Here is a 20475-nt window from a genome sequence, read left to right as displayed (position 1 = left end):
CAGCCCCAAATCATTCATGCCGCACCATTCTGCGCAGGCAGTCTTCGGCATGCAAAACCCGCCCATCCTGGGCACGCACCTGCAACGTCTCAAGCGCCTGCCCGGTAGCTCCCTCCACCAATTCCGAACGCGCCTCACCCGCCTCGAACAGAAACCGCTCCCCCCATTGCCTCAAGCCAACCACCACTGGAAACACCGACCGCCCTTTCGCGGTCAGCACATATTCCTTGTAGGCACTGCCATCCGATGCCGGCTGCAAGGCCAGCAACTCGCTCTCCACCAGTAGTTTGAGCCGCGAGGCGAGGATGTTCTTCGCCAGCCCCAGGTTCTTGTGAAATTCACTGAACCGGTGCAGGCCGTCAAAGGCATCGCGCAGGATCATCAGCGCCCAACGGTCACCCAGCACCTCCAGGGCCCGGGCTACGGGGCATTGCGCATTGTGTTCATCGAGCATGGTGCAAACCTGTCTTAACGTCTGGTTGCAGATTAAAACCACATTTGCTAAATAGCCAGTGTGTGGTTTCAAATCGAAACCAGATTGACGAGGTTGGTCCGATGGCACCTTCACTGACACGCTGGACAACCCTGTTGCTTGCCATTACCAGCGCCATGGCCGTCGCGACGGTGTACTTCGCTCAGCCTCTGCTTGAGTCGATGGCTGCCGAGCTGGGGGTAGGGCAGCAGCAGATTGGCTGGGTAGTTGGCGCGACCCAGGCGGGCTATGCCCTGGGGTTGCTACTGATCGTGCCGCTGGGTGACTTGGTCGATCGCAAGCGCCTGTTGCTTGGCCAGTTGCTGTTCTCGGCTCTGGCGCTGATCGGCGTCGGCATGTCGCAAAGTTGGGCAATGCTGCTGGTGGCTCTAGCCGTCACCGGGTTGATGGCCGTGATGGTGCAGGTGATGGTGGCGCATGCCGCGAGCCTGGCCTCACCGGGCCAGCAAGGGCAGGCGGTAGGCGCCGTCACCAGTGGTGTGGTGCTGGGCATTCTGCTTGCGCGCCTGGTCTCGGGCGGGTTGGCCGACCTGGCCGGTTGGCGCAGCGTGTACTGGATGGCCGCAGGCGTCTTGATAGTGCTGGCACTGGTGATATGGCGTAGCTTGCCCTCGGTGCAGCCCGTCATGCATCGGTCTGGCTACCGGGCGCTGATTGTGTCCCAGTTCAACCTGTACCGGCACGACAGGTTGCTGCGCCAGCGAGGCATGTTTGGAGTGTTGATCTTCGCCTCGTTCAGCGTGCTATGGAGTGCCATGGTCATGCCGCTCAGTGCTGCGCCGTTGGCGCTGAGCCATACCGAGATCGGCCTGTTCGGCCTGGCAGGTGTCGCGGGTACCTTGGCAGCTTCGCGTGCCGGTCGTCTGGCTGACCAGGGGCAGGGTGAACGCACTACTGGGTTGGCGCTGGCCTTGCTGACGCTGTCGTGGTTGCCCACGGCGTTTGTCGGGGCTTCACTGATGGCCTTCGTGCTGGGAGTGCTGATGCTGGACTTTGCCGTGCAGGCGGTACATGTCACCAACCAGAGCCTGTTGCTGGCCGGGCGTGGCGCGATGGCCAGCCGGTTGATCGGTGCCTACATGTGTTGCTACTCGCTTGGCAGCGGGCTGGGAGCGGTGTTGGCGGCCTGGGTGTTTGCCCATTGGGGGTGGGTCGCAGTGTGCGGGCTTGGCATGGCCATCAGCGCGGTAGCGCTGGGCTACTGGCTATGGCTGCAACGTGCGAGGGCGGCCGAAGCCGCCCTGCCGTGTTCAGGTCAGAACTTGTAGCCAAGGCCGACCATGTACACCCACGGGTCGACATCGACGTCGACCTTGGTCTTGCTGTAGCCCAAAGCGGTCGGGCCGTTGACGCTGGCCTTGGTGTCGATGTCGACGTACCAGACCGAGGCGTTGACCAGCAGGTTGTCGGTGATCATGTAGTCCATGCCCAGCTGGCCGGCGATCCCGATCGAGTCCTGCAGTTTCAGGTTGCTGAAGCCTTGCTGCTTGCGGGCACTGCTGAGGTCTTCATCGAAGAACAGGGTGTAGTTGATGCCCACGCCGGCATAGGGCTGGAACTTGGAGTTCGGTTCCATCGGGTAGTACTGCAGCGACAGGGTCGGTGGCAGTTGCTTGATGTCGGCCAGCTTGCCGTCCAGGCCGCCGCCCAGGCCTTTTACGCCTACGGTGTGCTTGAACGGGGTGGCTGCCAGCAGCTCCAGGCCGATGTGGTCGGTGAGCATATAGGCAAAGGTCAAGCCCAGCTGGGTGTCGCTGTCCAGGGTTGCCTTGGTGCCCGAAACCTTGTTGCCATCGAATTTCAGGTCGCCGCTGCTTTCGTTAGGGGCGGTGGTGATGGCGCCTGCGCGGACGATGACATCGCCTGCCTGGTGAGCGTGGGCAACAGGGGCGGCGAGCGCAAGGGCCACAAGCGAGGCGCCGAGCAAGGACTTGTTCATGGAAGCTCCCAAAGGACGTTATTAATCGAGTAGTCCAATGGTACGGAGCTGGTTAAACAGAAAGTTTGACCCAGCTCAAAGAAGCGTCTTCACGAATTCGAAACAGTTCTCATCTCAGCTCATACGCGTATATTTTCTCGGCCTCCATCTGGTAGCCAGCGTCGGCCAGTTCGCTGCTGGAGGCTCTAACCTGCATCTTCCCCTCGATCCAGTAAGGTTGGTAGAGGTCTTCGACGCGCACGCCCATCTCACTGAAAATGTGCACGATCTGGTTCGACGGTGGGGGTGGCACGTGGATACACGCACCGTAGTAAGGGACCAGCAGGAATTCGGTGGTGCGGCCTTCTTCGCTGACCTCCAGTGGCACGATGTAGCCCGGCAGCTTGACCTGCTGGCCGTCGAGACCTTTCACCACCGGGGCATCGGGGGCTTGCTGGCGCGCGGGTGGGGCAGACTCGGCAGACAGGGCGTTGCTTAGCTGCGACATGTCGTGCAGCGGCGCCAGTTGTGGTGGGATGACCGGGGCGCCTTCGGGGATCAGGGCGGGCCAGTCCAGTTCACGGGGTTCTGAGGCCCAGGCAGGCAATGTCAGCGAGAGCAATATGACCAGTAGAAATTGTGTTGCCTTTACTGGCCTCTTCGCGGGTGAACCCGCGAAGAGGGCGATGAGGTGTTTGATCATTACGCGCACTCAGAGGTGTATGGACAAACCATCGGCCAGCGACTGCCGATACGCCCGCCACGCAGGCACGCTACCCATCAGCAACGCAGCCCCCAGGATGATAGCCAGCAAGGTCCATTCATGAGCGCTAGGTAGGGCCAGTGGCAGATACAAGCCATAGTTCGCCTGTACATACCCCTGCGCAAGGGCAATCCCCGCGTACAGCAAGCCAAGCCCGGCCACGATCCCGACCGCCGCCAGTGACAGTGCCTCCAGTACCAGCAGCCCCGCGATATGCCAAGGCCTGGCACCGACCGAGCGTAAGATCGCCATCTCCCGGCGGCGCTCGTTGAGGCTGGTAAGAATCGCCGTGAGCATGCCAATCAGGCCGGTCAGCACCACGAACAGCGACACCACGAACAGTGCTTGTTCGGCAGTGCCCATCAGGCTCCAGAGCTCCTGCAGGGCCACCCCAGGTAGGATCGCCAGCAGCGGCTCGCTGCGGTACTCATTGATCTCCCGCTGCAGGCTGAAGGTCGCGATCTTGCTGTTCAGCCCCAGCATGAATGCAGTGATGGCGGCAGGTTGCAGGTCCATCGCGCGTGCTTGCTCGGCGCTGATGCGCCCGGCGCCACGGGCGGGTACGCCGTTGTGCCAGTCGATATGGATCGCTTCCATACCCCCCAGGCTGATATGCAGGGTGCGATCGACCGGTGTGCCGGTGCGTTTGAGCACACCGACCACGGTGAATGGTTTGTCGTCGTGCTTGACCAGGCTGATGGCGGCCACGCCGTGGGCCAGTACCAGCTTGTCACCCAGCTTGTAATGCAGCGCCTCGGCCACTTCGGCGCCGAGCACCACTTCGAAGGGGTCGCTGGCGAACTCACGTCCCTGGCTCAGTTCCAGGTGCTGGCGGCGACCGTACTGGTAATGGCTGAAGTAATCCGCCGTGGTACCCATCACCCTGTAGCCACGGTGGGAGTCGCCCAGCGAGATCGGGATTGCCCACTTCACCCGTGGGTCCTGGGCATAATGCTGGAAGCTGTCCCAACGGATGTTGTTGGTGGCGTTACCAATGCGGAACACCGAATACAGCAGCAGGTTCACCGAGCCAGAGCGGGCGCCGACGATCAGGTCGGTTCCGCTGATGGTGCTGGCGAAGCTGGCGCGAGCCTCGGTACGGACCCGCTCCACGGCCAGCAGCAGGCACACCGACAAGGCAATGGCAAAAGCGGTCAGAAACGCAGTGAAACGGCGGTTGGCCAGGCTGGCCAGGGTAAGGCGGAGCAGGTACATCAGGCCTCCCGGGGCTTGGCGGCGCGGTTGAGGTCGGCCAGGGAAAGGTGGCGGTCGAACAGCGGTGCCAGGCTTTGATCGTGGCTGACGAACAACAAGCTTGCGCCGGCGGCGCGGCACTCATCGAACAGCAGGCGGATGAACGCTTCGCGGGTGTCGGTATCCAGTGCCGAAGTCGGCTCGTCGGCAATCACCAACTCGGGCTGGCCGATCAGTGCGCGGGCGGCGGCGACCCGCTGCTGCTGGCCGATCGACAGGCTGTCGGCGCGGCGGGCGAGCAGGGCGGGGTCGTCCAGGCCCAGGTGCGCCAACAGCGTGCTGGCTGCCTGGTCGACACCGCCATGGCGCTGCTCGGCGCGGGCCTTGCGGCTGCGCGAGAAGCGGCAGGGCAGCTCGACGTTTTCACGTACCGACAGAAATGGCAGCAGGTTGAACTGCTGAAAGATGTACCCCGTGTGATCCACCCGAAAACGGTCGCGGGCGCCCTGACTCAGCCCGCCGAGGTCCTGGCCGAGCAACTCGATACGGCCCTGGGCGGGCACGCTCACCCCGCCCAGCAGGCCCAGCAAGGTGGTCTTGCCACTGCCGCTGGGGCCCTTGAGGAACAAGGCTTCACCAGCGTTCAGGCGCAAGGCTGGAATGTCCAGCAGCGGCGGCTGACCTGGCCAGGCGAACACCAGGTCACGCAGTTCGATCAACGGCTGGCTCATTCAGAAGGCGACCGTTGCCTGGGCCGGCGTGGTTTCCACACCTTTCTGGCCATTGGGGCCGATCAGTTGCAAGTTGATTTTCTGGGTGGCCGGGAAGGCCTTGAACAGTGGTGCCAGGTCCACCTGTGTCAGTTTCTCGGGGTTGGCGCAGGTCAGCTGGTAATGGGCGCCAATGTCGCTGTGTTGGTGCCCATGCTCATGATCGTCGCCATCCTCGTCGGCTTTCGGGGCGTCACCGAACAGCGGGCTTTCCAGCGCCTGCTGTTCTTCTTTGCAGCCTGCGGCAGCAGCCAGGCCGACCAGCGTCAACGGTTGTTCGAGCTGCTGGCGTACGGCGGCGACCTTGGCCTTGTCAGCATCGCTGCTGGCCGCGTGCTCGAAACCGACCAGGTTCATGGCCGGGCTGTCCAGCTCAAGCTCCAGGGTGTTGCCATCGAGTACGACGTTGAGCTTGGCTACGCCATGCTCATGGGCGCCGAGTGTGCCATGGGCGTGGTCGTGATCATGGTCATCGTGGGCATGGGCCACGGCCAGTGGCAGCAAGGCGAAGGGCAGGGCGAGCAGCAGGCGACGCATGGACGACTCCGGAGCGGGCTGGAAGGTTGAGTTATGTTATAACAATTTTTCTGCGCGCCGCCAGCCTGCGTGGCTAAGGTTTCATGTTGCGGTAGCATGGCTGCATTGACCTGGGCTCAAGGAATGCATCATGAGAATTCGCGGACAGATTGGTGAATGGCCAGTGGACCTGACCATTGAGCTGGCGCCAGAAGAGTGGGCGCAGCTGGGGCAACGGGTGACGGGGCGTGAGGCGTCTGTAGACGCAACCGCAGTGGTCCACGCCCCGCCAAGTCAGGATGATGGGCAATGGGCAACAGCACGTGAGTTACTGCAACGGGCCGGGCACGTCGCAGGGCCTCAGCTGTTGGAGCAATTGGAAGCGCTGGTAGGAAGTGTCGCGGCAGGTAAACGATTGTTGGTCAGGTTGCGCCATAGTCCAGATGTGCGGGTTGAAAACGTGGGTGATGCGCCGGTTTACCATTGGGTGGGGCCACGAAAAGCCGAATGACCTGTCATTTCTGCCAGTTGTGACGCTTTGGGTGATACGTGACAGTCACCTGAACGGCACTACCGCGGGTGGAAAGAATGGATATCAGCAATGGCGCAAACGATGAAGTCCGCTCCGGCGAGGATAGCCTTTACGGCTGGCCCTTCATGGTGTTCTTCGATTGGCGCAAACTTAATGAGTATTGGAAGGCTCATGCGCTAGAACCGCAGGGCGACGGGTTCTGTGCGCAGGATATTGAGTTTGAAATCGACACGACAATGGAATCGGCACAGTTCTTTCGATGCTCATTGGGGCCATTGAAATTACAGGTGACGGGCGGTGACGGTAGCCCGTTACGGTTGGTGGTCAGACGCAGAATCCTGTCGTGTGTGGTTATTCACCTGGTCCGCTCATTGGGCGGACGGACAAGGACCATCACTCAAGTACGGCATGTGATAGAGGAACAGGGTGTTGAGCTCTGCCTGGAAATAGACCTCGAAGCCAACGCAGGACGCTATGACAGTGAGCAGCGTGTATCACTAGGGTGGGCTAAGTATCCCGTTTTCTATCTCTCCAATGCCTATCAAACATCCACTCGCGATGAACTGGGGGCATTGCCCTATGCCCTCTTTTTCCGGGGGCATGCTGATTCCAGCAAATTCATTCAGCTGGGTAAAATCCAGCCGTTGAGCACCCGAGTACTCAAGCCCATGCATTTCTGGCTTCGCTCGATAAGCGCGGTAGAGAATCAATCATCGTTTCTAGCCTTGTATCCTGTGATTGGGGAGCACGGTATCGCTTTCTTTCCCAACCTCTATCCGCCTATTCCTGTATCAACGGCAGGCGTGTCCATGGTGCTGGATGCGACACGCTATCCTGGGGCTGCGCTTGCCCAGCAGGATATACAAGACTGCCCCAGCCTCCTCATGCCACCGGGGCTCGTGCGTAGTGGGGTTTTGGAAACGGATGGCTCAATTGTTAGGAGTCGCTTTGAACTTCAATCGAGTGAGCCCCCACTCGCACACGTGCAAGTTGAGGGCCAGTCGTTCGGCCTTGAACCCAGGGTGCGGGTGATTAATGGGGCGCAAACGGTAACGCTGAGCCTTTTGCCCAGTAATGCAGGTGAGCATCCACGTTCGTGGAGTCAATATGGAGGTCGGATAGAGCCAAAGGGTTGGGGGTGTACCTTCCTGCCTGACGAACGAGAAGCATCTAGTATCGAGACACTGTGCGAGTATTGCGTCATTCAGGCCGCAGTGGAAAACAGCACGTTCACGTCCACAGTTATGGTTCTTCGTGGCGTTCCGACCGGCTATATTCGCTTGACGCCGTCATTACATGGTCATGTAAAGCTGTGCTATCGAAAGGGAGGTCAGGAAGTCGTGATCCCCTATGAAGATACCTATTGGAGCGGGTTTAACTGTTTTATTGCCAGCAACGGAGCTATCGAACGGTTTGATAATGAGCCCTTTTGTATCATTCGGGCGTACAGCGATCTGGGCGAGGCGTTTATCTGGGCAGTGTTGATCCTGCCTGTCCCACTGATCGACCTGCAGACGGCGCTGAGCCTTGATATTGGCTAATACCTGTAGAATCGATCGATGCAGCCGCCCGATGTCGGGCGGCCGTACCTGGCATTGGCTATCAATACATCGCAGCGAACAGCTTGCGTCGGTAAACGTTGACCAGCGGGTGATCATTGCCCAGTAGCTCGAACACCTGCAGCAATGCCTTATGCGGCAGCCCGTTCTCATAGGCACGGTTACGCTGGAACAGCTTCAGCAACCCCTCCAACGCCGCCTCATACTGTTGGCGCGCCAGCTGCTGGATGCTCAGCTGATAAGCCGCCTCGTCATCCTGCGGGTTCTGCGCCAGGCGGCTTTTCAGGTCAGCCACTTCCGGCAGGCTGGCAGCCTGGCGCAGGAAGGTCAGCTGTGCCTTGGCACCCGCCAGTGCAGCTTTGTGTTCGTCAGTCTTGACCGCGTCCAATACCACCTGCGCTTCGCCCAGCTCACCGCGCTCGGCCAGGCAGCGAGCGTATAGAATCAGCGCTTCGGCATTGCTGTTGTCCTCACCCAGCAGCACCTGCAGCAGTGCTTCGGCTTCCGCGAAGCGGCTTTCGGCAAACAGTGCCTTGGCCTGCTCCAGCGGCGAAGCGGCGGGTGCGGCGGGCATTTGCACATGCGGCTCGAGCATGGCGCGAATCGCCGATTCCGGCTGTGCTCCGGCGAAACCGTCCACCGGCTGGCCGTCCTTGAACAGGACCACGGTCGGCAGGCTGCGGATGCCGAACTGGGCAACCACCTGTTGCTCCACGTCGCAATTGATCTTGGCCAGCAGCAGTTCGCCCTGGTAACCCTCGGCGATCTTGGCCAGCAACGGCATCAGCGCCTTGCACGGCGCGCACCACTCGGCCCAGAAGTCCACCAGCACCGGCTTGTGGAAGGAGTTCTCGATCACCAGTTGCTGGAAGGTGGCATCGGTGGCGTCGAAAATGTAAGGCGTGTCTTGGCTCATTGCGACTCTCGCAAACTCGTGAATGGCACCACTATAAGGCGTCGCGGCTGGCGTGGTACAGGCTGACCCGGCGGAATTCGTGCGGCTCGGCCAGGTCTGGCAGGGTGAGTGCTTCAAGCACGCCCAACTGCCGGTACAGCGGGTGGCTGAAATCGCGTACCCGTGAGTCGGCCACCAGGGCCTGGCGACCGCGGCCAAGGAAGGCATCCAGTAGTGGCAGGTTGGCGCGGTCGTACAGCACGTCGGCAACCAGGATCAGGTCGAAACGGTCGCCTTCGGCGAAGAAATCGCTGCTGTAGTTCAGCTCGACGCCGTTCAGCGCGGCATTCGCGCGGCAGGCGTCGAGGGCCAGCGGGTCGAGGTCGCACGCCACCACTTCCAGCGCGCCAGCGCGTGCTGCGGCAATGCCAGCGATACCGGAGCCTGCGCCGAAGTCCAGCACGCGCTTGCCCGCCACCCATTCGGGGCGCTCGGCCAGGTAGCGGGCCATGGCCAGGCCGCTGGCCCAGCAAAAGCTCCAGTAGGGCGGTTCTTCCAGAATGCGCCGGGTTTCTTCGCTGCTGAAGGCCCGGTCCATGTTCTGGTCATCGATCAGCCACAGCTTCAGGTCGCAGCCGGGCAGTTCGCTGACGACCAGGCGCGCTTCGCCTATCAGGCCGCTGAGCGCCTGTTGCAGGGCCAGCGGTGCCACTTACGGCGCCTTCTCGAAACGCAGCGGGCCAGTGGCTTGGGTTTGGGCCTGGGTAATGCGCACGGGGGGCAGGTGCATGATCAGTTGGCCGGAGCTGCTGGCACGGCCACGCAGCTCGACCCGCGCACCGGCCGGGAAGGCTTCGGGGTTGAAGCGCAGGTGATAGGGCAGGGCCTGGCCGGTACCGGTCAGGGTGCTGCTGGCCAGCAGGCCTTGCGGGCGGTCGCGTTCGTCGATGACCAGCAAGGCCAGCTCCACGTTGGCACCGGCCGGAATTTCCAGCAAGGTGCCACTCAGCTCGCGCTGGTAGGCCGGCAGCGGGCCCAGTACTTCGGCCTGCTTGGCCGAGCGGGCGGGCGTGGGGGCTGGGAGGTTGTCGGTCTTCGGCCTGTCGCTGCCGCAGGCGGCGAGCAGGGCGGCGCAGCACAGCACGACGAGCGCTCGGTAGTGCATGGGGGAGTCCTTAACGGGCAGATTTCCCATGGATGTTAACCCCTTTGGCTTGTCTTGCCAGTGCAATGCGCTACCATGGCCCTCCCTTTTTTTGTTGCCTGCCACCATGCACTGTCCCTTTTGCGGTGCCAACGACACCAAGGTCATCGACTCTCGCCTCGTTGCCGAGGGCGAGCAGGTGCGCCGCCGCCGCGAATGCGTGGCCTGTGGCGAGCGCTTCACTACCTTCGAAACCGCCGAGCTGGTGCTGCCCCGGCTGATCAAGCAGGACGGCACACGCCAGCCTTTCGACGAAGAAAAGCTGCGCGCCGGCATGCAACGGGCTCTGGAAAAGCGCCCGGTCAGCGTCGAGCGCCTGGAAGCGGCGCTGGCGCACATCAAGAGCCGCCTGCGCGCGACCGGCGAGCGCGAAGTCAAATCGCTGGTGGTAGGTGAAATGGTCATGGCCGAGCTGCGCAAGCTCGATGAAGTGGCCTATATCCGCTTTGCCTCGGTGTACCGGCGCTTCCAGGACCTCGACGAGTTCCGCGAAGAAATCGACCGCCTGGCCCGTGAGCCTGCTAGAGAGTGAACATGCCCAGCCAAGCTGCCGTCCTCGACGCCCATTACATGGCCCGCGCGCTGGAGCTGGCGCGCAAAGGCCTGTACACCACTCACCCGAACCCGCGCGTGGGCTGCGTGATCGTGCGCGATGGCGAAGTGGTCGGTGAAGGCTGGCACGTGCGTGCCGGCGAGCCGCATGCCGAAGTGCACGCCCTGCGCCAGGCTGGTGAGCGCGCCATTGGCGCCTGTGCCTACGTCACCCTTGAACCGTGCAGCCATCATGGCCGCACGCCGCCGTGCGCCGAAGCACTGGTCAAGGCCGGTGTGGCGCGAGTGGTGGCGGCCATGCAGGACCCCAACCCGCAAGTGGCAGGCCAGGGCTTGCAGCGCTTGGCCGAGGCAGGCATTGAAGTCGCCAGCGGCGTGCTCGAAACCGAAGCCCGCGCACTGAACCCGGGCTTCCTCAAGCGCATGGAGCACGGCCTGCCGTTCGTCCGCGCCAAGCTGGCCATGAGCCTGGATGGCCGCACCGCGATGGCCAGTGGCGAAAGCCAGTGGATCACCGGCCCGGCTGCCCGTTCGGCGGTGCAGCGCTTGCGCGCCCGTTCCAGCGTGGTGCTGACCAGCGCTGCCAGTGTGCTGGCCGACAATGCACGAATGACCGTGCGTGGCACCGAGCTGGGCCTGGATGCCGAAACCACCGCCCTGGCACTCAGCCGTACACCGCTGAGGGTGCTGGTCGATAGTCGCCTGCGCCTGCCGCTGGATGCGGCTTTCTTCCAAGCCGGGCCGGCGCTGGTGGTGGCTGCTGTCGCAGATGACCCGCGTTATGCCGCTGCCGGCCACGAGTTGCTCAGCCTGCCGGGTGACAATGGCCAGGTCGACTTGCCGGCGCTGCTGCAAGCCCTGGCGGCCCGAGGTGTCAACGAAATCCTGCTGGAAGCCGGTGCCGGCCTGGTCGGCGCCTTTGCCCAGCAAGGCCTTGTCGATGAGTACCAGCTGTTTGTCGCCGGCACCTTCCTTGGCTCCCAGGCCCGGCCGCTGCTGGACTGGCCGCTGGGCAAGATGAGCGAGGCACCAAGGCTGAAAATTACCGAAATGCGCGCAGTGGGCGATGACTGGCGGGTCACGGCCATCCCCTTGCCGGCGCCCGGCGTATAATGCCGGGCTTGCCCCGCGCAAACCGCTTTTTGAGGAAGACCCCATGTTCACCGGCATCATCGAATCCATCGGCACCATCCGCAGCCTGACCCCCAAGGGTGGCGACGTGCGCGTCTACGTCGAAACCGGCAAGCTCGACCTGGGTGACGTCAAGCTCGGCGACAGCATCGCCGTCAACGGTGTGTGCCTGACCGCCGTGGAGCTGCCGGGCGACGGCTTCTGGGCCGACGTCAGCGTCGAAACCCTCAAGCGCACCGCCTTCATCGACCTCAAGAGCGGCAGCAAGGTCAACCTGGAAAAGGCCCTGACTCCCACCACCCGTCTGGGTGGGCACCTGGTCAGTGGCCACGTCGACGGAGTCGGCGAAATCATTTCGCGCAGCGATAATGCCCGCGCCATCCAGTTCCGCGTACGCGCACCCAAGGAACTGGCCAAGTACATCGCCCACAAGGGTTCGATCACCGTCGACGGCACCAGCCTGACGGTCAATGAGGTCAATGGCGCCGAATTCGAGCTGACCATTGTCCCGCACACCCTGTCCGAAACCATCATGGCCGACTACCGTGCAGGGCGTCGGGTAAACCTTGAGGTCGACCTGCTGGCCCGTTATCTGGAGCGTTTGCTTTTGGGTGACAAGGCCGCCGAGCCGAGCAAGGGCAGTGGCATTACCGAAAGCTTCCTGGCCGCCAACGGCTTCTTGAAATCCTGATTGAGAAGGGGGTGCCGCGTGGCGCTCAACAGCATCGAAGAACTGGTCGAAGACATCCGCCAGGGCAAAATGGTCATCCTCATGGATGACGAAGACCGCGAGAACGAAGGCGACATCATCATGGCAGCCGAATGCTGCCTGCCCGAGCACATCAACTTCATGGCCAAGCACGCCCGTGGTCTGATCTGCATGCCGATGACCCGCGAGCGTTGCGAAACGCTGAAGCTGCCACTGATGGCACCGCGCAACGGCTCGGGCTTCGGCACCAAGTTCACCGTATCGATCGAAGCCGCCGAAGGCGTCACCACCGGTATTTCCGCCGCTGACCGCGCACGCACCGTGCAGGCTGCCGCAGCCAAGGATGCCAAGGCCGAAGACATCGTCAGCCCTGGCCACATCTTCCCGTTGATGGCCCAGCCAGGTGGCACCCTGGCTCGCGCTGGCCACACCGAAGCCGCCTGCGACCTTGCGCGCATGGCTGGTTTCGAGCCAAGCGGCGTGATCTGCGAAGTGATGAACGACGATGGCACCATGTCGCGTCGCGCCGAGCTGGAGGTGTTTGCCGCCGAGCACGGTCTGAAGATCGGCACCATCGCCGACCTGATCCACTACCGCATGATCCACGAGCGCACCGTGCAGCGTGTTTCCGAGCAGCCGGTGGAGAGCGAGCTGGGTGAATTCAACCTGGTCACCTACCGTGATGCGGTGGAAGGCGACGTGCACATGGCCCTGACCCTGGGCAAGATCTGCGCCGAAGAGCCGACCTTGGTGCGTGTGCACAACATGGACCCGCTGCGCGACCTGCTGCTGGTCAAGCAGCCGGGCCGCTGGAGCCTGCGCGCAGCCATGGCTGCCGTGGCCGAGGCTGGCAGTGGCGTGGTCTTGCTGCTGGGCCACCCGCTGGATGGCGACGTGCTGCTGGCGCACATTCGTGAAAGCGCGGGTGATGCACCGACCAAGGCACCGACCACCTACAGCACCGTGGGTGCCGGTTCGCAGATCCTGCGCGACCTTGGTGTGCGCAAGATGCGCCTGATGAGTTCGCCGATGAAGTTCAACGCGATATCCGGATTCGATCTGGAAGTTGTAGAATACGTGCCCTCCGAGTGACTTGAGGCGGCATTGACGCCCTCTGCTCGAGTCCAGACCCCTGTCGAGGCCGCTTGTATGCGGCCTCGCTCTTGAAGATGAGAATATCGGAATGACCCTGAAGACCATCGAAGGTACCTTCATCGCCCCCAAAGGTCGCTATGCTTTGGTGGTTGGCCGCTTCAACAGCTTCGTCGTCGAAAGCCTGGTAAGCGGTGCCGTTGATGCCCTGGTTCGCCACGGTGTCAGCGAAAGCGACATCACCATCATCCGTGCCCCCGGTGCTTTTGAAATCCCGCTGGTAGCACAGAAGGTCGCCCAGCAAGGCGCCTACGACGCGATCATCGCCCTGGGCGCTGTGATTCGTGGTGGTACCCCGCACTTCGAATACGTGGCGGGCGAATGCACCAAGGGCCTGGCCCAGGTGTCCATGGAGTTCGGTGTACCGGTGGCCTTCGGCGTACTGACCGTCGACTCCATCGAGCAAGCCATCGAGCGTTCCGGCACCAAAGCTGGCAACAAAGGTGCTGAAGCTGCCCTGTCCGCTCTGGAAATGGTCAGCCTGCTGGCGCAGTTGGAGGCCAAGTGATTAGCGACGAAAGCGATCGTTTCAACCCGCGCGATCCAAAACCTGCGGATGCCGGCAAGCCCTCCAAGAGCGCCAAGCGCCGCGAAGCCCGCAAGCTCGCGACCCAGGCCCTCTACCAGTGGCACATGGCCCAGCATTCGCTGAACGAGATCGAAGCGCAGTTCCGGGTCGATAACGATTTCACCGATGTCGACGGTGCCTATTTCCGCGAGATCCTGCACGGGGTCCCGGCAATCAAGGGCGAAATCGACAAGGCACTGGTGCCTTGCATGACCATCGCACTGGAAGAGCTCGACCCGGTCGAGCTGGCCGTGCTGCGCCTGTCCACCTGGGAGCTGATCAAGCGCGTCGACGTTCCGTACCGCGTGGTGATCAACGAAGGCGTGGAGCTGGCCAAGGTCTTCGGTGCCACCGACGGCCACAAGTTTGTCAACGGCGTGCTGGACAAGCTCGCCCCGGCCCTGCGTGAAGCAGAAGTCAAGGCGAACAAGCGCTGATCCTGGCGCAGCCTGGCCATGGGTGAGTTCGAGCTGATCAACCATTACTTCGCCGCCGCGCCCTGTGCGCAGGGCGGCGAGGGCGTGGCCCTGGGGATCGGCGACGACTGCGCCCTGCTGGATCTTCCCCCCGGTGAGCAACTGGCGGTGTCCACCGACACCCTGGTCGCCGGGGTGCATTTTCCTGTTGCTTGCGATCCGTTGCTGCTCGGCCAGCGTTCGTTGGCCGTGGCGGCCAGTGACCTGGCAGCCATGGGCGCGACTGCAATCGGCTTTACCCTCGCCCTGACCCTGCCTGACGTTGGCCCTGGCTGGCTGTCGGCCTATGCCGACGGCCTCAGCCGCATGGCCCAGCGTTGCCGCATGAGCCTGATTGGTGGCGACACCACTCGCGGCCCGTTGAGTATCACTGTGACCGTGTTTGGTCGCGTGCCGGTAGGCCAGGCCTTGCGCCGCAGCGGCGCACGGCCTGGCGACCTGCTGTGTGTCGGTGGTTCGCTGGGCAAGGCTGCCGGTGCATTGCCGCTGGTACTCGGTGAGCGCGAGGCGCCGGCTGCGCAAGCCGAGCCGTTGTTGGCCCACTACTGGTCGCCAATGCCACAGCTCACCCTTGGCGCACTGCTGCGTGGCCGGGCCACAGCGGCACTGGATATCTCCGACGGGTTGCTCGCCGATTGTGGGCATATCGCCAAGGCGTCCGGCGTTGCGCTGGAGGTGAACCTGGCGCAAGTACCAGTGTCTCCTGCTTTGGAAGCCTTCCTCGGTCGTGAAGCTGCGGTGCGGGCAGCGCTCACCGGTGGCGACGATTACGTACTGGCCTTCACTTTGCCGCCCGAGGCGCTCGCGCCCCTGGCTGCCTTCGACACTATCGAAGTGCATACCATCGGCCGAGTGCTCGAAGGGCAGGGCGTGACCTTGCGCGACGCGCAAGGCCAGGACATCACCCCCGTTCAGCGGGGCTATCAACACTTTAGGGAGACACCGTGACCGATCACCCCAATCAGGTGCCTGCGGAGTTCGTTCCGCCCTCGGTCTGGCGCAACCCATGGCACTTCATCGCGTTTGGCTTCGGTTCCGGCACCTTGCCCAAGGCACCGGGTACCTGGGGCTCGCTGGTTGCCATACCGTTCATCCCGCTGTGGCAGATGCTGCCCGACTGGGGTTACTGGCTGTTGCTCGGCGTCAGCATGCTGTTTGGCTTCTGGTTGTGCGGCAAAGTTGCCAATGACTTGCGCGTACACGACCATGAAGGCATTGTCTGGGACGAGATTGTCGGCATGTGGATCACCCTCTGGCTAGTGCCGGAAGGCTGGCAGTGGCTGCTGGCAGGGTTCCTGATGTTCCGCTTCTTCGACATCCTCAAGCCGTGGCCAATCCGCTGGATCGACCGCCATGTGCACGGGGGTGTCGGCATCATGCTCGACGATATCCTGGCCGGTGTTTTCGCCTGGCTGGGCATGCAGGTTCTGGTGTGGGCGGTTGCCTGAAACAGGGAGCGCGTGAATGGCCATAAGGACTGTGCTGCTGGCAATGCTGCTGAGTGTCGCCCCGTGGGTGAGCGCTGCCGAAGGCGTACCCAAGCAGATCCATCTGGTCAGCGAGGAGTGGCTCGACTACACCAACGCCGACGGTACCGGGGTGGCCTGGGACGTGTTGCGCAAGGTGTTCGAGCCGGCCGGAGTCAAGGTGGTTACCCAGAGCGCGCCCTACAGCCGTGCGGTCGGCCTGGTGAAGCGCGGCGAGGCTGATGCCTGGGTTGGCTCGTACAAGGAAGAAAACGACGACAATCTGTACCCGCGCTGGCACTTCGACATGGACCATATCTACGCCCTGGGGCTGGCCAGCAAGCCAGTGCCTACACCGCAGAACGTGGGCAAATATCGCTTGGCCTGGGTGCGTGGCTACGACTACGGCAGCTACTTGCCTGATGTGCACGAATTTCGCGAGATTCAGCGCCGTGAAGGCATCTTGCCGATGCTTGAGCATGATCGCGTGGACTTCTACATCGATGCGCAGACCGAAGTCGATTATGTCCTGAGCCAGTCTTCGCAGCCCGAGCGCTTCCGTCGTACCCATGTGGCCGAACTGCCGCTGTACCTGGCTTTCGCCCGCAACGACCAGGCCAAGGCTCTGTGCGACCTGTTCGACAAGCGCATGGCCGAGCTGGTACGCAGCGGCGAGCTGAAGCCGATCTTCGAACGCTGGAAGCAGCCGTATCCGTTCAGTGCCGATAGCAAACCCCATTGAAGCCGGGCCTGCTTGACCTAAGCATCGAACTTTTCGATCTTAACCCACGGTATTGAGCCGGCCCACATTCCGCTACCTGCTGATACAATCGGCCCACGAGAAATTTTCAACTTATTCCAGGAGCACAACGTGCCCGTCGTCTTTGTTGCCGCCTCTAAACTCCCGACTCCCTTCGCGACCTTCACCATGCATGGCTTTCTCGACGAAGCCACTGGCCGTGAGCATGTGGTGCTCAGCCTGGGTGATATCGCGGACGGCCAGCCGGTGCTGGGGCGCCTGCACTCCGAGTGCCTGACCGGCGATGCCCTGTTCAGCCAGCGCTGCGATTGCGGCTCGCAGCTGGAAGCCGCGCTGCAGGCCATCGCCCGCGAAGGCCGTGGCGTGCTGCTGTACCTGCGTCAAGAAGGCCGTGGCATCGGCCTGCTGAACAAGATCCGTGCCTACGAACTGCAGGATGGCGGCGCCGACACCGTCGAAGCCAACGAGCGTCTGGGCTTTGCCGCCGACCAGCGTGACTACGCCATGTGCCTGCCGATGCTCGAGCACTTGGGCGTGAAGTCGCTGCGCCTGATGACCAACAACCCACGCAAGGTCAAAGCCCTGACCGACATGAATATCGTGGTTGCCGAGCGTGTGCCGCTGCACACCGGGCACAACCCGCACAACCGTTACTACCTGGCGACCAAGGCCGGCAAGTTGGGCCACATGCTGGGCAACGAGCACCAGGGCGAGGCGCCACAGGCGTGACACGCGCCGAGGTCAAGCGGCGCCTGGCGCTGGCCTGGTGGCAGTACCTGGCCGTGGGCCTGGTGCCGCTGCCGGTCATGGCCTGGGCCTTTGGTGGTGGTGATGCGCTGATCCCGGTGCTGGCCATGCCACTGTTCATCGCCGGTGCGGCCACCATGTTCCTCAGCTTGCCGCGCTTCGGCGCCTACAAGCGTGCACTGATCGCCACCTCCAAAGTGCTCGGCACGGGCGAAGAACCTGGCGCCTGGATCGAACTGGCGCGGGTACGGCGCGTGGCCATGCTGTATGCCTGCTTCCCAGCCTGGGTCGCAGCGCTGACGGTGCTTGTCGGTCTGGAGGCGGTGCCGCAGATCCTGCTGGCATTGTCCACGGTGGTAGTGCTGTACCTCTATCGTATTCCGCGTCAGCTCGGCTGATGCGCCTGCTGCCTGGCCTGCTGGCGCTGTTAGCCTGCACCGCGCTGGCCGCCGACCCCTTGCGGGTGGTCAGCCTGGCCCCCTCGATGACTGAAATCATGCTTGAGCTGCAGGCCGACGACTTGTTGGTGGGCGTGCTCGACGGTGGCGAACGGCCGGCTGCCCTGGGCGACTTGCCCTCGGTCGGGCGCCAAGGGCAGCTGGACATGGAGCGTTTGCTCAGCCTGCGCCCCGACTTGTTGTTGCTGTGGCCTGGCAGCGTATCGCCCGCCCAGCGCGACCAGCTCAAGCGCCTGGGCATTGCCACCTTCAGTGCCGAACCCCATGACATCGACCAACTGATCGAGCAGATCGAGGCCATTGCCGGGCGCATTGGGCGTGCCGAGCAAGGCCACGCGTACGCTCAAGCCCTGCGCAAGCGGCTGCAGCAGCTGCGCCAGCAGTATGGGCGAGACGAACCCTTGCAGGTGTTCTATCAAGTGTGGGATAGGCCGTTGTACACGCTCGGTGGCCGCCAGGTGGTGAGCGACGCCCTGGCCGTGTGCGGGGCGCGCAACGTATTTGCCGACCTCAGCCAGCCGGCACCGCAGGTGAGTGTGGAGTCTGTACTGCTGCGTGATCCGCAGGTCATCCTGGCCGGCGATCAGGCACAGTTGGCCAGCTGGAAGGCCTGGCCGCAGCTTCGAGCCGTGGCTGATGGGCGCCTGCTGGTGGTGCCTGACAAAGGCCTGGAGCGCCCCAGCGGGCAGATGATCGAGGCCACCGCCCGCCTGTGCGCGTTGCTCGCGGCTAAAGCACCGGTGTCCAGGTAACGCTGAACAGCAGCGTGCGGCCTTCTTCGCGGTAGCCGTACTGGCTGCCATCGAAGCTGTACATGGCTCGGCTGTACTGTTTGTCCAGCAGGTTGTCGAGCTTCAGTTCAAGCTCTACATCCGTCGTCAGGCGCATGCCGCCTCGTAGGCCGACAAGTCCATAGCCACCTATGTGCTCATTGTTCGATGGATCGTCGTAGCTGCCGCTGACAGCCTGCCAGCTCGCGCCCACGCTGAAGCGTTCGAACTGACGATCCAGGTCAAGGTTCAACGTGCGACGGGCGCGTCGCTGCAGGGTATGTCCGCTTTCGCGGTCTCGGGGATCAATCATGCTCACCCCCAACTGAGAGGTCCAGCCAGCCCACTCCTGCAGCAACGACAACTCGAAGCCATTGATGCGTGCATTGTCGACATTGCCGGGTCGCCTGAGCGTTGGGTCGTAGTTGATCGCATCGCGTAGGTCGGTGCGATACAGCGAGGCTTCCAGTCGGGTATGGCTGGCCAGTTGGCTGCGCCATTGCAGCTCGTAACTCTTCGAGTGCTCGGGGCGCAGGTCCGGGTTACCGTACTGTACGTCGTAGAGGTCATTGAAAGTGGGGGCGCGAAACCCTTCGCTGTAAGACGCCAGTAGGTCGTTGCGGGAATTCAATGGAAGGGTAAGGCTGGCGTTCCAAGTGGTCTGGTCGCCGTACTGTTGGTTGCGGTCGTGACGTACGCCGAGCTCGCTCGAGAAGTGTTCCCCGGTAAAACGGTACTGGGCGAAGGCGGCGCGGTTCCAGCGGCTGTCTTCGCTGAAGTTCGCCGTGCCATGGAAGCGTTCCTCGTACCAATCGCCACCGAGCATCAGTTGGTTTTGGTCGTCGAAGGCGAGATCGTTCTGCCAGGTGACCTGATCACGATAGGTGTTGTAAATGAAGCGCTGGTCGCTGAGTTTGTCGCGTTTGTCGTCGCGGTTTTCGCTGTGGCCCAGTTCCAGCCTCGAGTGCCAGGCGTCGTTGAGTTGGGCATCGAACCAGCCGCCCAGGCTGCTGACGCTGAAATCGGTGTAGGGCTGTTGTGGATAACTCAGCCAGGTATCTTCATCGAGTCGCCCGTACGGATTGTCGTATTCACTGCGCCCGCGGCTGTCGAGCAGGTTTACACCTGCCTCGAAACGTTCGTTGAACGTATGGCTCAGGCTCAGGTTGAGCGATCGGTTGCGGTAGGCGTCGTGGTCGCCATCGCTGTCGAAGGACGGCCCGGTCGAGTCGATGCCGGCAGTTTCATCCAGGCTGGCGCCCAGGTTGAAGCGGGTCGCATCGTTGCCGCCAGAAAGCCCCAGGCTGCGTTGAAAGGTCTGGTTGCTGCCAGCGGCCATGCGCAGGCGCGGCTGCAGGCCGGGGCCATTGCTACGGCGGGTGAAAATCTGGATCACACCGCCAATGGCATCGCTGCCGTACACCGCCGAGCGCGAGCCGCGTAGCACTTCGATGCGCTCGATCTGGTCGACGTCGAGAAACTGCAGGCCGCTGTCGCCGGAGGTGGCGTTGGCGATGCGCACGCCATCGACCAGCACCAGGCTTTGTGCTGCCTTGGTGCCGCGAATGAAGATGCCAGGCAGGCTGCCACGGCCACCGGTAGGTGCCACCTGCACGCCGGGCACGCGGGTGAGCAGGTCGGTGACGCTGGTGGGTTGCAGGCGGTCGATGTCGGTGCGGGTGAAGACGGTGTTGGCGGCGCTGGTAGCGGTGCGCGATTCGACTTGGCGGCTGGCGCTGATCAATACGTCGGGGAGCTTGAGGGCGTCGTCGCGCTCAGTGGCCAGCAGCGGAAGAGGGAGGCAGAGCAGGGTGGCGAAGGTTGGGGTTTTCATGGGCAGTA

General features: G+C 62.8%; 25 protein-coding genes. 15 read left to right on the top strand and 10 right to left on the bottom strand.

Annotated elements, in window-relative coordinates; translation table 11 throughout:
• Positions 1-10 precede the first annotated feature (10 nt).
• Positions 11-454: a helix-turn-helix domain-containing protein gene (locus tag Q9451_RS28105; RefSeq protein WP_012270274.1), complete on the bottom strand. Its 444-nt coding sequence runs from the start codon at positions 452-454 to the stop codon at positions 11-13.
• A gap of 101 nt (positions 455-555) precedes the next feature.
• Between Q9451_RS28105 and Q9451_RS28100 the strand changes: the two genes are divergently transcribed.
• On the top strand, positions 556-1761 hold the full coding sequence (locus tag Q9451_RS28100) for an MFS transporter (protein ID WP_012270275.1): 1206 nt from the start codon (positions 556-558) through the stop codon (positions 1759-1761).
• Here Q9451_RS28100 and Q9451_RS28095 read toward each other — a convergent pair.
• The 5 genes from Q9451_RS28095 to Q9451_RS28075 form a co-directional block, all read right to left on the bottom strand.
• Entirely contained in the window at positions 1749-2432 is a 684-nt protein-coding gene (locus tag Q9451_RS28095) for an OmpW family outer membrane protein (protein WP_012270276.1), read from the bottom strand. The two genes, Q9451_RS28100 and Q9451_RS28095, sit on opposite strands and share 13 nt — an antisense overlap.
• A gap of 109 nt (positions 2433-2541) precedes the next feature.
• Positions 2542-3114, bottom strand: coding sequence for a DUF3299 domain-containing protein (locus tag Q9451_RS28090; protein WP_012270277.1), 573 nt, complete (start codon positions 3112-3114; stop codon positions 2542-2544).
• A 9-nt stretch (positions 3115-3123) separates the two neighbouring features.
• Entirely contained in the window at positions 3124-4389 is a 1266-nt protein-coding gene (locus Q9451_RS28085; protein ID WP_345960819.1) for an ABC transporter permease, read from the bottom strand.
• Positions 4389-5099 (bottom strand): ABC transporter ATP-binding protein, encoded by a 711-nt coding sequence (locus tag Q9451_RS28080; RefSeq protein ID WP_012270279.1) that lies wholly within the window; start codon positions 5097-5099, stop codon positions 4389-4391. The genes Q9451_RS28085 and Q9451_RS28080 overlap by 1 nt, the downstream gene beginning before the upstream one ends.
• Positions 5100-5675, bottom strand: coding sequence for a DUF2796 domain-containing protein (locus Q9451_RS28075; RefSeq protein WP_012270280.1), 576 nt, complete (start codon positions 5673-5675; stop codon positions 5100-5102).
• Between the two features lie 130 nt (positions 5676-5805).
• Between Q9451_RS28075 and Q9451_RS28070 the strand changes: the two genes are divergently transcribed.
• On the top strand, positions 5806-6165 hold the full coding sequence (locus Q9451_RS28070; RefSeq protein ID WP_012270281.1) for a hypothetical protein: 360 nt from the start codon (positions 5806-5808) through the stop codon (positions 6163-6165).
• A gap of 77 nt (positions 6166-6242) precedes the next feature.
• The gene (locus tag Q9451_RS28065; protein ID WP_012270282.1) at positions 6243-7727 is read left to right on the top strand and encodes a hypothetical protein; all 1485 of its coding nucleotides are present in this window, start codon (positions 6243-6245) and stop codon (positions 7725-7727) included.
• Positions 7728-7788: 61 nt separating this feature from the next.
• Here the strand turns inward: Q9451_RS28065 and trxA are convergent, their stop codons facing one another.
• Genes trxA through Q9451_RS28050 form a run of 3 tightly spaced genes read right to left on the bottom strand, consistent with a single transcriptional unit; the run spans position 7789 to position 9805 of the window.
• A complete protein-coding gene (gene trxA, locus Q9451_RS28060; protein WP_012270283.1) occupies positions 7789-8661 on the bottom strand; it encodes a thioredoxin in 873 nt (290 codons plus the stop codon).
• A 31-nt stretch (positions 8662-8692) separates the two neighbouring features.
• Positions 8693-9352: a 50S ribosomal protein L11 methyltransferase gene (locus tag Q9451_RS28055; protein ID WP_012270284.1), complete on the bottom strand. Its 660-nt coding sequence runs from the start codon at positions 9350-9352 to the stop codon at positions 8693-8695.
• Complete coding sequence (locus Q9451_RS28050; RefSeq protein WP_012270285.1) at positions 9353-9805, bottom strand: YbaY family lipoprotein; 453 nt, start codon at positions 9803-9805, stop codon at positions 9353-9355.
• Between the two features lie 106 nt (positions 9806-9911).
• On the opposite strand from Q9451_RS28050, the gene nrdR reads away from it, so the two are divergent.
• From nrdR to Q9451_RS27990, 12 genes are all read left to right on the top strand, one after another.
• Entirely contained in the window at positions 9912-10376 is a 465-nt protein-coding gene (nrdR, locus tag Q9451_RS28045; RefSeq protein WP_012270286.1) for a transcriptional regulator NrdR, read from the top strand.
• A gap of 2 nt (positions 10377-10378) precedes the next feature.
• The gene (gene ribD / locus Q9451_RS28040; protein ID WP_012270287.1) at positions 10379-11509 is read left to right on the top strand and encodes a bifunctional diaminohydroxyphosphoribosylaminopyrimidine deaminase/5-amino-6-(5-phosphoribosylamino)uracil reductase RibD; all 1131 of its coding nucleotides are present in this window, start codon (positions 10379-10381) and stop codon (positions 11507-11509) included.
• Between the two features lie 43 nt (positions 11510-11552).
• Positions 11553-12218 (top strand): riboflavin synthase, encoded by a 666-nt coding sequence (locus Q9451_RS28035; protein ID WP_003255399.1) that lies wholly within the window; start codon positions 11553-11555, stop codon positions 12216-12218.
• Between the two features lie 18 nt (positions 12219-12236).
• Positions 12237-13328 (top strand): bifunctional 3,4-dihydroxy-2-butanone-4-phosphate synthase/GTP cyclohydrolase II, encoded by a 1092-nt coding sequence (gene ribBA, locus Q9451_RS28030; RefSeq protein ID WP_012270288.1) that lies wholly within the window; start codon positions 12237-12239, stop codon positions 13326-13328.
• A gap of 91 nt (positions 13329-13419) precedes the next feature.
• Positions 13420-13896 (top strand): 6,7-dimethyl-8-ribityllumazine synthase, encoded by a 477-nt coding sequence (ribE, locus tag Q9451_RS28025; protein ID WP_003255395.1) that lies wholly within the window; start codon positions 13420-13422, stop codon positions 13894-13896.
• Entirely contained in the window at positions 13893-14393 is a 501-nt protein-coding gene (gene nusB, locus Q9451_RS28020) for a transcription antitermination factor NusB (RefSeq protein WP_003255393.1), read from the top strand. The genes ribE and nusB overlap by 4 nt, the downstream gene beginning before the upstream one ends.
• 18 nt (positions 14394-14411) lie before the next feature.
• A complete protein-coding gene (gene thiL, locus Q9451_RS28015) occupies positions 14412-15380 on the top strand; it encodes a thiamine-phosphate kinase (RefSeq protein ID WP_012270289.1) in 969 nt (322 codons plus the stop codon).
• Positions 15377-15880, top strand: a complete 504-nt coding sequence (locus tag Q9451_RS28010) for a phosphatidylglycerophosphatase A (RefSeq protein ID WP_003255391.1) — start codon at positions 15377-15379, stop codon at positions 15878-15880. Before thiL ends, Q9451_RS28010 begins: the two co-directional genes overlap by 4 nt.
• 16 nt (positions 15881-15896) lie before the next feature.
• Positions 15897-16640, top strand: coding sequence for a transporter substrate-binding domain-containing protein (locus Q9451_RS28005; RefSeq protein ID WP_012270290.1), 744 nt, complete (start codon positions 15897-15899; stop codon positions 16638-16640).
• A gap of 129 nt (positions 16641-16769) precedes the next feature.
• Positions 16770-17387, top strand: coding sequence for a GTP cyclohydrolase II (gene ribA, locus Q9451_RS28000; RefSeq protein ID WP_012270291.1), 618 nt, complete (start codon positions 16770-16772; stop codon positions 17385-17387).
• Entirely contained in the window at positions 17384-17803 is a 420-nt protein-coding gene (locus tag Q9451_RS27995) for a hypothetical protein (RefSeq protein WP_012270292.1), read from the top strand. Before ribA ends, Q9451_RS27995 begins: the two co-directional genes overlap by 4 nt.
• The gene (locus Q9451_RS27990) at positions 17803-18615 is read left to right on the top strand and encodes a cobalamin-binding protein (RefSeq protein WP_012270293.1); all 813 of its coding nucleotides are present in this window, start codon (positions 17803-17805) and stop codon (positions 18613-18615) included. Before Q9451_RS27995 ends, Q9451_RS27990 begins: the two co-directional genes overlap by 1 nt.
• Here the strand turns inward: Q9451_RS27990 and Q9451_RS27985 are convergent.
• On the bottom strand, positions 18593-20467 hold the full coding sequence (locus tag Q9451_RS27985; protein ID WP_041166361.1) for a TonB-dependent receptor: 1875 nt from the start codon (positions 20465-20467) through the stop codon (positions 18593-18595). The genes Q9451_RS27990 and Q9451_RS27985 overlap by 23 nt on opposite strands.
• Positions 20468-20475: the final 8 nt, after the last annotated feature.

It is taken from the genome of Pseudomonas sp. NY8896 (assembly GCF_039634505.1).
Note: the sequence above shows the minus strand (reverse complement) of the source record. Positions and strands in the feature narration are given on the sequence as shown.